We start from the raw sequence: 11379 nt of genomic DNA on the forward strand, positions 1-11379 counted from the left end.
TGAAGCCCGGATCGACGTCTCCAGCGGCATGATACAACTCGCCATGGCAAGCCTGCTACTCCGGCGTGTCTGCCACTGAACAGGTTGTCAAACGGACTCTGAAGCGCCTCAACCCCATCATTAGGCGTTACCTTGAAGAGCGTCCTGCTTGCCTCTTCCTTCAGCTCTGCCGAAGCATTCACTCCGATATCTCGAAGGAATTGGACAAAATACATAAGGTATTGCTCGCAGGCTACTTTTGTTTCCTCGGGGAAGCTAAAATATTGCACAATAGAGGCATCCTCGGCCTTTCTCAGGAGATCACGTCCAGCTTTGCGAACAGCAAACCCAATATCAACCAAAAAAGAATCAATGAGTACTCCAACTTTTTCTGAAACGTCCTTAACCACCACGGCGAACTTTGGCTCGTAAAAATTGTCAATCCTATCCTCAGAAAACCTTACATTTGGCAAAATCTCTTTTGCTACTAATTTTATCTGATCCGAAAATTCATTAACGCTATAAGCCCCCCGCCAACACTCCAATTCTATCGATGGATTAACACACAGCTCGATCTCATATCCTTCACCAGCCCCAACAGTATCAATGAAAAATGCGGTGTAAGACACCGGAATTTCCCACATGTCGTTTTTCTCTGCATAACCAAATACAATAAATTCACGAACGACCTGGAACAGCTCGCTAAACGCAACATCGCAAATCAATTTAAAATCATTGCTATCACTGCAAACCACCACAGGAAAGTCACTATCTCCCCTATACTCGCACTCACATCCCTTCAAGTCCATGCCGTCCAAGCATAATACAACCTTTTCTTTGCCCGTTCCGCTTTCAAAAATTTCGTTAATAGTTATCCGGCCCATCCCCTGCTCCCTTAAGTAGTTCCGTAGGTTGCGTTGAGCGTGAGCGTGAACGAAACCCAACACAGCCCTCGACGTGACGATGTTGGATTTCGCTCACGCTCAACCCAACCTACGCCTCAATACGGGTTCTAGCAACGCGCCCAACCCCCTCGCCCGCCTCCGGCGGGAGAGGGGGAGAAAGTGCTCCTACCCCACACCGCCCGCCAACCGTTCCGCGTCATGAAGGATGCCCCAGGTCAGTTTGTCGGCGAACAGGGCGTCGTCCTCCGGGCCGGTGAAGAGGTGCTGTTCGTTCTTGCACTGATAGCTCCACAGCACCCACAGGCGGACGGCCATGCCGGCCATGGTTTGGGCGGGGATGGCGGCGATGCGGTCTTCCAGATCCTCCATCGCCTGATAATGCGGATTGCACTCTGGGTTGCGGTCCAACGCGCCGACCTAACTGGCGCTCAGCATCGCTTTGCTCCTCTCTCCAAAGCGGATGATTTCGGCGTTGCTGTTGTCGTAAAAAATTGTGATATTCTCGGACTCAGCCATGATCTCCGGCTCCTTGTCGGCGGGTCATGGTTAGGCTGGGCGGGGTGTGCCAGCACCTCGCTCGGCCGCCCGCATGCCCTGGCAATCGCGCATCATGGGTTGCTTGGCCCGCCATTTGGGGTGCCGAGCCCTTCACCTGCGAACGACTGTCGCAACGCCGCCCCGGTCCGACCGCGCGCTTGAGTCCGCACCATCTGTTCTTGCCCGCCCGCGACAAGGCGCGCGTTGCCGCGCCGTCTTCCGTCCGTTATGATTCGCACCGTCAACGGGTGAGATCCGCCCGCGCGGCGGCGGATGCACAACGGGCGTGCACGAACGAGGCGGCGCAAAGCCTTGTTCCATCAAGGAAAAGCGCGAAGACGCGCCATTGTGCAGGATGGGCGGCATGCACAATCTGCACAACAATGCACAACGACGGTGGTGCGTAACGCGCATCAATTGGGACGTGTTGCCCCCACCCTAACCCTCCCCCGCTTCGCAGGGGAGGGAACTCCGCCGTGGGGAGGTGGGGGCGCGCCCCGCCCTCGACTCTCGGGCCGCCTTCGGCCATGGTAGCGCCCCAAAAGGGATGAGACCGCACCATGTCCGAAGACCAGACCACCGCCCCCGCCGTGACGACCGCCGTGACGACCGAAACGAACCCGCCCGCCGGTGACGGCAGCGGGCTGTATCTTGTGGACGGGTCGGGGTTCATCTTCCGGGCCTTCCACGCGTTGCCGATGCTGAACCGGCCGGACGGCACGCCGGTGAACGCGGTGCTGGGCTTCTCCAACATGCTGCTGAAGCTGCTGGCCGACCTGAAGGCGTCCGCCGTCGCCGTGGTCTTCGATTCGAAGCGGGAGAACTTCCGCAGCGCCTTCTACCCCGAATACAAGGCCCACCGTCCCGAACCGCCGGAGGAGCTGAGACCCCAGTTCTCCCTGATCCGGGAAGCGACCGAGGCCTTCTGCCTGCCCTGCCTGGAGCTGGAGGGGTTCGAGGCCGACGACCTGATCGCCACCTACGCGCGCCTCGCCAACGAGGCCGGGCGCGAGGTCACCATCGTGTCCTCCGACAAGGACATGATGCAGTTGGTGCGGCCGGGCGTGCGGATGCTCGACCCGCTGAAGAACAAGCCCATCGGCCCCGACGAGGTGTTCGAAAAGTTCGGCGTCCCGCCGGAGAAGGTGGTGGACGTGCAGGCTCTGGCCGGCGACAGCGTGGACAACGTGCCGGGCGTGCCGGGCATCGGCGTAAAGACCGCCGCGCAGCTCATTACCGAATACGGCGACCTGGAATCGCTGCTGGCCCGCGCGGGCGAGATCAAGCAGCCGGCCCGCCGGCAGAAGCTGATCGAATTCGCGGAGCAGGCGCGCGTCTCCCGCCGCCTGGTCCTGCTCGACGACCACGCGCCGGTGCCGAAGCCGCTGGAGGAGCTGCGTGTCCGCGAGCCCGACCACCAGAAGCTGATCGACTTCCTGAAGGCCCAGGGCTTCCGCACCATCGTCTCCCGCGTCGAGGCGGAGATGCGCAAGGACGGCACCATCGCCGACGGCGCCGCCGCGAGCCCCCTCGCTTCACCAGCCCCGCAAGCCGCCCCCACCGCCGAGGAGCGCACCCGCCCCGCTCCCTCGATGGACGTGGAGAAGCGCTACGAACTCGTCCAGGATGTCGCCGCCCTCGCCGCCTGGGTGGAGCGCGCCCGGACCACCGGCGTGCTGGCCGTGGACACGGAGACGGATTCGCTGACCCCCGCCACGGCGACCCTGGTCGGCATCTCGCTGGCGACGGAGCCGGGGCTGGCCTGCTACATCCCGCTGGCCCACCGCTCGCCCGACGCCGCGCCGGACGGCGAGTTGGCCTTCACCGCCGTGGACAAGCCCAAGCAGATCCCCGTCGCCGACGCCATCGCCGCGCTGAAGGAGGTTCTGGAAGACCCCGCCGTCCTCAAGATCGGCCACAATTTCAAGTTCGACCACCAGCTTTTCGCCCGCCATGGGGTGCAGGTCGGCCCGATCGACGACAGCATGCTGATCTCCTACGTGCTGGAGGGCGGCAGCCACGGCCACGGCATGGACGAGCTGGCGAAGCTGCATTTCGACTACGAGACGATCCCCTACAAGGACGTCTGCGGCACCGGCAAATCGAAGATCACCTTCGACCTCGTGCCGCTCGACAAGGCGCTGGCCTACGCGGCGGAGGACGCGGACATCACGCTCCGCCTGTGGAAGCTGCTGAAGCCGCGCCTTGTGGACGAGCGCATGGTCACCGTCTACGAAACGCTGGAACGCCCGCTCGTCCCGGTGATCGCCGCCATGGAATCCTGCGGCGTGCGCGTGGACAGCAACGCCCTGTCCACCCTGTCCCAGGACCTGGACAAGCGCCTGAAGGAAATCGAAAAGGAGGTCCACGAGCTTGCCGGCCGCAGCTTCAACATCGGCTCGCCCAAGCAGCTCGGCGAGGTCCTGTTCGACGAGATGAAGCTCGGCAGCGGAAAGAAGAGCAAGACCGGCGCCTACTCCACCGACGTCAACGTGCTGGAGGAACTGTCGGAGCAGGGCCACCCCATCGCCCAGCGCGTGCTGGACTGGCGCCAGCTCGCCAAGCTGAAGAGCACCTACACCGACGCGCTCCAGGCCCAGATTTCCCCCTCCACCGGGCGCGTGCACACGGCCTTCGCCATGGCGGTGACCAACACGGGCCGCCTGTCCTCGACCGACCCGAACCTCCAGAACATCCCCGTCCGCACGGAGGAAGGCCGCAAGATCCGCCGCGCCTTCGTCGCAGCACCGGGGCACAAGCTGATCTCCGTCGACTATTCGCAGATCGAGCTGCGGCTGGTCGCGGAAATGGCGAACATCGCCGCGCTGAAACAGGCATTCCAGGACGGCATCGACATTCACGCGGCCACCGCCAGCCAGGTCTTCGGCGTGCCGCTGGAGCAGATGACCCCGGAGATCCGCCGCAAGGCCAAGGCCATCAACTTCGGCATCATCTACGGCATCTCGGGCTTCGGGCTCGGCCGGCAGCTCGGCATCATGCCCGGCGAGGCGAACGCCTTCATCAAGGCCTATTTCGAGCGCTTCCACGAGTTGAAGGTCTGGATGGAGCAGACCAAGGCCTTCGCCCGCCAGCACGGTTATGTGGAGACCCTGTTCGGCCGGCGCTGCTACATCCCCGGCATCCACGAAAAGAACGCCGCCCGCCGCGCCTTCGCCGAGCGTCAGGCCACCAACGCCCCCATCCAGGGCACCGCCGCCGACATCATGAAGCGCGCCATGGCCCGCGTCCCCGGCGCCCTGAAGGCCGAAGGGTTCGACGACGTCCACATGCTGCTCCAGGTGCACGACGAACTGCTGTTCGAAGTTCCCGACGCCCAGGCCAAAGACGCCGCCAAGCTGGTGCAAAAGGTCATGGAGGACGCCGCCCACCTCGGCGTGCCCCTCGTCGCCGAAGCCGGCATCGGCGACAACTGGGAAGAGGCGCATTGAGGGGGCGCCGCCCCCTCCGTATATTGGGAAACACAGATTAAGGCGCGGAGCGGCACGCCATGGGACGGATGATCATCGACGGCATCGATTCCGAACTCGTGGAAGCCCTCCGCCAGCGCGCCGCCGAGCATGGCCGCTCGCTGGACGCCGAGGTTCGCCTCATCCTCGCCCAGGCGGTCACGCCCGTCGACGCGGCAATGGATGACGAGCAGCACCGCACCGACCTCATGCGCGCCCGCGCGGACGCCATGCGCGCCCGCCTCTCCGGCCGCCCCCACTCCGACAGCGTCGCCCTGCTCCGCGAGGACCGCGACCGGTGACGCTGATCGTCGACGCCAGCGTCGCCATCCAATGGTTCGTGCCTGAGCGCTTTTCCGCCTTCGCCCACCTGCTGCTCCGTCCCCGGACGTTGTACGCCCCGGATTTCATCCTGGTGGAGTTGGAAAACGTCTTCTGGAAAAAGCATCGCCGCGGCGAGATCGCTCCCGCCGACATTGACGAGGCCATGGCCGAAATGACGTCGGGTGTGGTGACCCTGCTTCCGTCCCGAGACCTGCTGCCGCGCGCGCGGGCGTTGGCCCAGGCTCTCGACCACCCGGTCTATGACTGCCTCTATCTCGCGACCGCTGAGGCCATCAACGGCCGCGTCGTCACGGCGGACCGCCGCTTCTTCGACACGGCCGCCAGAAGCGCGCACAGCGAACGAGTTCTGTGGATCGAGGACGTTGGTGGGCCGGATGGCGGGTGAACCCGCCCCCTTCCCTCAATCCAGGAAAATATCCGGCGCCAGCGGCGCGCCCGGCGTCACCGCATACGCATCGAGGTCGTTGATCCCCTCCTCCGCCAGCACCTCGTCGTCGATGAAGAAGTGGCCGGTGCAGGTCTTCGCGTCCCGCGTCAGGATGGCGTGGGCGGCGTCGGCCAGGATGTCCGGCTTGCGGCAGTTGTCGAACTCGGCGGCACCCTTCAGCATGGCGATGGCCGCCGTGCCGATGATCGTGCGCGGCCAGAGGGAGTTCACCGCCACCCGGCCCTGGAACTCGGCGCTCATGCCCAGCGTGCACAGGCTCATGGCGTATTTGGCGATGGTGTAGGCGGTGTGGTGCTCGAACCAGCGCGGGTTCAGGTTCAGCGGCGGCGACAGCGTCAGGATGTGCGGGTTCGCGGCCTTCAGCAGGTGCGGCAGGCAGGCCTGCGAGCAGGCGAAGGTGCCCCGCCCGTTGACGCCCATCATCAGGTCCCAGCGCTTCAGCGGGGTTTCCAGCGTGCCGGTCAGGCTGATGGCGCTGGCGTTGTTGACCAGGATGTCGATGCCGCCGAAGGCCTCCGCCGTCCTGGCGACCGCCTCGGCCACCTGCGCGTCCTCACGGATGTCGCAGAGGATCGGCAGCGCCTTGCCGCCCGCCGCCTCGATCTCCTCGGCGGCGGAGTAAATGGTGCCGGGCAGCTTCGGGTGCGGCTCGGCGGTTTTGGCGGCGATGGCGATGTTGGCACCGTCGCGAGCGGCGCGGAGCGCGATGGCCTTGCCGATGCCGCGGCTGGCACCGGTGATGAACAGCGTCTTCCCCTTCAGCGACCGGGCGTCGGTCATGGCGGTTCCTCCCTGGATCGTGTGGGCCGGTTGCGGCCTCTTGCCGACGATCCTATCACAGATCCCCCGGCACGCGTCCAGACAGTCGCGTCATGCAATTTACCTATGCGTCATCCCACCCTCTCCGCTTAAGGTGGACACCCCCACACCCTCAACGGCCGAGCCTGCCCGATGCCCCCGATGCACCGCCGTTCCATCCTGGCGCTCGGCGCCGCCGGCCTCGCCGCCATACCCCTTCCCATCCTGGCCCTCCCCGCCCGCGCGCAGGGCTTCGCGCCGGGGCTCGTCTACGCGGTCGGCCAGAAATTCGACAAGAGCTTCAACGAGGGCGCCTTCGCCGGGGCCGAGCGCTTCAAGGCCTCCACCGGCGTGCCCTATCTGGAATACCTTCCCGCCAGCACGGCCCAGTTCGAACAGGCGGTGACGGCGCTGATGCGGCGCGGCGTCACGGACCTCGCGACCATCGGCTTCTACTACGCGGCCCCGCTCGCCACGCTGGCGCCCAAGTTCCCGGCCGCCCGCTTCACCATCGTCGATGCGGTGGTGGAGGCCGCCAACGTCCAGTCCGTGACCTTCAAGGAGCAGGAGGGTTCCTTCCTCGTCGGCGTGCTGGCGGCGCTGGCGTCGAAGACGGGGACGGTCGGGTTCATCGGGGCGCTGGACATCCCGTTGATCCGCAAGTTCATTTCGGGCTTCGAGCAAGGCGCCCGGCACGCCCGCCCGGACGCCACCGTGCTGGTCAACTTCGTCGGCACGACTCCGGCCGCCTTCAACGACCCGACCACCGGGGCGGAGGTGGCGAAGGCCCAGTTCCAGCGGGGCGCCGACGTGGTGTTCGCCGGGGCCGGCGTGTCCAACTTCGGCGTCTTCGCGGCGGCCAAGGACGGCGGGCGGCTGGCCATCGGGGTGGACAGCAACCAGAACCACCTCTACCCCGGCACGATCCTGACCTCGATGCTGAAGCGCGTCGATCTGGCCGTGGAGACCGCCTTCCAGGCGGGCCGGGCCGGCACCTGGACGCCTGGAGTCCGTGCGCTGGGGCTGGCCGAGGGCGGCGTGGACTACGCGGTGGACGACAACAACCGCCCCCTCCTCACCCCCGCCATGCTGGAGCGGGCGGAGGCCGCGCGGGCCGACATCGTGGCTGGCCGCATCAAACTGTAGAGGCCACCTCACGCATACTGCGGATCGACGCCCTTGGCGAAGGCCAGATCGGCACCCCTCAGCGTCTCCACCGTCGCCCGGATGCGGGTCAGGTCGGTGCCGTGCAGGATCGCGCGGGCGAGGCTGGCGTCGCGCAGGTCGGCGCCGGTCAGGCTGGCCTCGGCAAGGTTGGTCGGCCACATGCGGCTGCCGTCGCCGGACAGGTCCACCGGGCGCAGCCGCGCCCGCCACAGCTTGGCGCCGGCCAGATTGGCGCCGCGCAGGTTGCAGCCCGAGAGGTCCGCGCTGGTGAAGTCCGCCTCGCGCAGGTCGCTGTAGGACAGGTCGGCCATCACCAGCTTCGCCCCAGAGAAATCCGCCCCGCGCAGCCCGCAGAATCGCATGGCGCAGCCGGCGAGAAGCTGGTTGGCGAAGTTGTAGCCGCGCAGGTCGGCCCGTTGCAGCTCCAGCCGCGAGCCTCCGCCGCCGTCCCGGTCCACCCAGATCTGGTGGGCGGAGATGGAATCGGCCATGCGCCCGGCCAGACTGACCAGCCCTGTGCCGTCCACGTCGACGCCGCGCCGTTCCAGGGTCTGGCGCAGCGCGTCATCCAGGCGCGCCCCGCACATCAGCACGCCGGCCAGTTCCACCCGCTCCATCACCGCGCCGGCCAGATTCGCGCCGATCAGCACCGCGCCGGACAGGTCGCTGCCCGAGAAATCCACCGCCTCCAGGTCGCAGCCGGAAAAGTCGCACTGCGCCAGCCGGGCGTCGGCCAGCACCGCGCGGGCCATCTTGGAGCCGATGAAGGTCGTGCTGCCGTCGGCGTTGCCGGCCGGGCGCCGTTCGTCCGCGCCCAGCATCATGCCCTGGCGCAGATCGGCCCCGCGCAGGTTCGCCTCCTGCAGCTTGGCGCCTTCCACCCGCGCCCCGCGCAGGTCGGCCGAGACCAGCGACGCCCCCGTCAGGTCGGCCTTGGACAGGTCGGCGCCGAACAGGTCCGTCTTCGACAGGTTGGCGCCGGCCAGCCGGGCGCTGTTGAGGTTCGCCCCGCTCAGCTTCGCGCTGCTCAGGTTGATGCGGTTCAGCCCAAGGCCGGACAGATTGTGGAAGCTGAGGTCGGCGCAGCGCCCCTTCATGTCGGGGTCGCGCGCCAGCCATTTCTGGTGCTTGACCAGCGCGTTGCGGATCGCCCTCAGATATCGCTCTTCCACGGTCCCTCGTCTCCGCGCAGGCAAGCCAAAGAAGCGAACCGGTCAGCGGAGTGCGTCGGACAGCAGCGCCCCGCGCGCGGCCATCATGTACAGCCCCATGTGGTGCGCCGGCCCCTGCGGGTGCGCCGCCGTGTCGGGCAGGCCAAGCTCGCGCGCGGTGTCCAGCGGCAGGTCGTAGGTGGCGCAACCCGGCTCGTGCACCACCACGTCCTTCAGCGTCGGCGTCATGCCGTGGTTGCGGGCGGACAGCAGGGTCAGCACGAAGTCCATCACGCAGATGTCCGTGCAGATGCCGACCACGACCACCGACTCCAGCCGGTTGCCGTTGATCCAGTCCACCACGGCGTTGCGCCCGTCCTTCCCCGTCGCGCCGACGAAGAAGTTGATGCAGTCCTTGGCGATCAGCGTCGTGCCCGACGCCGACTCCAGCCACGCCAGTTCCGGCACCAGCTCGTCGTGGCCGGTGCCGATCAGGCAGTGCGGCGGGTACGGCGGCTCCGGCTTGGCGGGGTCATGGCGGTCCAGCGAGGCGCAGACCGGCCAGCCGGCCTCCACGAAGCGGCGGGCCAGCCGGTCCGTCTCCTCGATCATGCGGGTGACCTGCTCGTTGGGGACCGGCGGGGCGAGCGGGCCGCAGCCGACGCTGGCGAAGCCCTTCACCTCGTCGATGATGACGAGACCGGTGCGCCCGGCCGGCATTTCGTAGGCGCCGAAGGCCACCGGGAAGGTGCGGCGGACCGTCTCCAGCGCGTCGTCGCGAACCATCAGGTCGAGCATGGATCCTCCGTTCGTACGGCCGTTGGTGCAGCGGACGTTGGTGCAGCGGATGGCCGACGATATCGGACCCGCAAGCGCCCGTCACGTCATCATCGGGGCGTCCGGCATAGGTCCGGGGGCGGAGGGATGGAGCCCCGCCCCCGGACGAACGCAACATGCATACGACTGCGACAAAATCGCCGGATGGCGCCCGGCGGGCCGGAAAAGACCCGCGGCTTTCAGGCCCGACGCAACATTTTTGCCGTAGGCACGCATGATCCGAACAGCCCCCGTGCGGTCATGCGACGGAATGCCGCAAAGCCAAGAGGCGCGGAGTCAGCCCTCATGTGTGATGTAAGGCGTCGCCGCAACCATGGGTGCGCGAATGATCATGACGGCCGAGTTCCTGGGCATGCTCCTGCTGGTGACCAGCGCGGCCGCACTTGGCCTGTCGATCGTCTTCGACGTCGGCAAGGTCAGCGCCGAAAAGGCGCGGCACGGCCTGATGCAGCGCCAGCACGACAAGAAGAAGGCCGCGCTGGCCGAATGGAAGCGCAAGACCGAGCAGAAGCAGACCGAACTGACCGCGCTCCAGGCCAAGCACACGGAATACACGGGGCGCCGCCACAAGGCCCAGACCGAGATCCGGGCGCTGGAGTTCACGAAGGTCGAACTGGTGCACGAACTCGGCGACGCGGACGAGACGACCGGCTTCTGGTCGCAGCTCGTCACGCAGGAAAACCTCGGCACCATCGACCGGCGCGAGGTGATCGTCTCCCGCCAGATCTGGGACTACCGCAACGTCGCCCACATCTGGACCCCCACGGCGGAGCAGGCCGCGGCGCTGGTCCGCACGGCCTTCACGACGAAGAACGGCGTCGTCCCGACGCCCGTCGTGCCGCTGGCGCTCGCCCCCACGCTCGAATCCCTTTCGGCGGACGCCGCTGCGGAAGCCCCATCGAAGGCTGCGTCCGCATGACCGGAATGATGCTCTACTTCAGCCTCGGGCTGATGGTGCTGACGGTGATCTCCAACCGCTACTGGCGCCGGCAGCTGCACGCCACGCGGGCGTCGCAGGACAAGGTCAAGGAACTGGTGGAGGAGGTGACCAAGGAGGTCGCCGAGGTCGCCACCGTCTACGCCAAACTGGCCCACCAGCATGCGGAAATGGAAAAGCGGGTCGCCAAGGCCGAGCAGGAAATGCAGGCCGCCCTGCTGGAGCTGGACAAGAAGCGCGAGTCGCCCGTCACCCGCTACCACGTCTTCGACCGGGTCGAGCCCCGCCAGGGCCGCTTCTGGGAAGCGGCCGTCCGCTACGTGCCGGCCGATGCCGCCGTGTCCGAGCGCCAGAACCACCGCTCCTGGACCGGCCTCCGGCGCTTCGTCCTGGTCGCGGAGACGGAGCGGGAGGTCCGCGACCGCATCGCCGCCCGCTACCCGCGCAAGGCGGGCTTCCACCTGCTGGAAGCGGTGCACTGTCGCCTGAACGGCCTTGCGGTGAACCGCATCGCCGAACTCAGCACCTTCCGCAAGCCCAGCCCGGCGGAGGACGACGACAAGCCCCCCCGCCGCCGCGCCGCCGCCCGCAACTGACGCCCGCGCAAAAGAAAAGCCCTTCTCCCCCGGCGGGGAGAAGGGCTTTTCCGGACCCGATGGACCGGATCAGTGTGCGCTGCCGCCGTCCTCGAAGGAGGGGGCCTTCAGGCCGGACTTCTCCAGCTGGGCGACCACCATGCCCTTCAGCCGCTCCAGCCCGGCCTCGTCGAAGGCCTCGGCGCGGGCGACCAGCACGTCCTGGGTGTTGG

Annotated in this window: 11 protein-coding genes; 6 read left to right on the forward strand and 5 right to left on the reverse strand. The window is 66.7% G+C overall.

Annotated features, from left to right (window positions below; translation table 11 throughout):
* Both ACSVC7_RS32065 and ACSVC7_RS32070 read right to left on the reverse strand, forming a co-directional pair.
* Window positions 1-863, reverse strand: an 863-nt coding sequence (locus ACSVC7_RS32065; protein ID WP_483509121.1) for a hypothetical protein, incomplete at its 3' end; no start/stop codon positions are given.
* 186 nt (window positions 864-1049) lie between these two features.
* Window positions 1050-1292, reverse strand: a complete 243-nt coding sequence (locus ACSVC7_RS32070; protein WP_448208653.1) for a hypothetical protein — start codon at window positions 1290-1292, stop codon at window positions 1050-1052.
* Between the two features lie 689 nt (window positions 1293-1981).
* On the opposite strand from ACSVC7_RS32070, the gene polA reads away from it, so the two are divergent.
* From polA to ACSVC7_RS32085, 3 genes are read left to right on the forward strand one after another with little or no spacing between them, the layout of a single operon-like run.
* A complete protein-coding gene (gene polA, locus ACSVC7_RS32075) occupies window positions 1982-4870 on the forward strand; it encodes a DNA polymerase I (protein ID WP_483509123.1) in 2889 nt (962 codons plus the stop codon).
* Window positions 4871-4929: 59 nt separating this feature from the next.
* Entirely contained in the window at window positions 4930-5190 is a 261-nt protein-coding gene (locus ACSVC7_RS32080) for a FitA-like ribbon-helix-helix domain-containing protein (protein ID WP_448208652.1), read from the forward strand.
* A complete protein-coding gene (locus ACSVC7_RS32085) occupies window positions 5187-5618 on the forward strand; it encodes a type II toxin-antitoxin system VapC family toxin (RefSeq protein ID WP_448208651.1) in 432 nt (143 codons plus the stop codon). Before ACSVC7_RS32080 ends, ACSVC7_RS32085 begins: the two co-directional genes overlap by 4 nt.
* 15 nt (window positions 5619-5633) lie before the next feature.
* Here the strand turns inward: ACSVC7_RS32085 and ACSVC7_RS32090 are convergent, their stop codons facing one another.
* Window positions 5634-6461, reverse strand: a complete 828-nt coding sequence (locus tag ACSVC7_RS32090; protein ID WP_448208650.1) for an SDR family oxidoreductase — start codon at window positions 6459-6461, stop codon at window positions 5634-5636.
* A gap of 171 nt (window positions 6462-6632) precedes the next feature.
* On the opposite strand from ACSVC7_RS32090, the gene ACSVC7_RS32095 reads away from it, so the two are divergent.
* A complete protein-coding gene (locus ACSVC7_RS32095; protein WP_448208649.1) occupies window positions 6633-7625 on the forward strand; it encodes a BMP family lipoprotein in 993 nt (330 codons plus the stop codon).
* A gap of 8 nt (window positions 7626-7633) precedes the next feature.
* Here the strand turns inward: ACSVC7_RS32095 and ACSVC7_RS32100 are convergent, their stop codons facing one another.
* Window positions 7634-8818: a pentapeptide repeat-containing protein gene (locus tag ACSVC7_RS32100; protein WP_448208648.1), complete on the reverse strand. Its 1185-nt coding sequence runs from the start codon at window positions 8816-8818 to the stop codon at window positions 7634-7636.
* Between the two features lie 42 nt (window positions 8819-8860).
* Complete coding sequence (locus tag ACSVC7_RS32105) at window positions 8861-9595, reverse strand: isochorismatase family protein (RefSeq protein ID WP_448208647.1); 735 nt, start codon at window positions 9593-9595, stop codon at window positions 8861-8863.
* A 370-nt stretch (window positions 9596-9965) separates the two neighbouring features.
* Here ACSVC7_RS32105 and ACSVC7_RS32110 point away from each other — a divergent pair, with 370 nt between their 5' ends.
* Complete coding sequence (locus ACSVC7_RS32110; RefSeq protein WP_448208646.1) at window positions 9966-10553, forward strand: hypothetical protein; 588 nt, start codon at window positions 9966-9968, stop codon at window positions 10551-10553.
* A complete protein-coding gene (locus tag ACSVC7_RS32115) occupies window positions 10550-11167 on the forward strand; it encodes a hypothetical protein (RefSeq protein WP_448208645.1) in 618 nt (205 codons plus the stop codon). Before ACSVC7_RS32110 ends, ACSVC7_RS32115 begins: the two co-directional genes overlap by 4 nt.
* Window positions 11168-11379: the final 212 nt, after the last annotated feature.

Source organism: Azospirillum mesophilum (assembly GCF_053470405.2).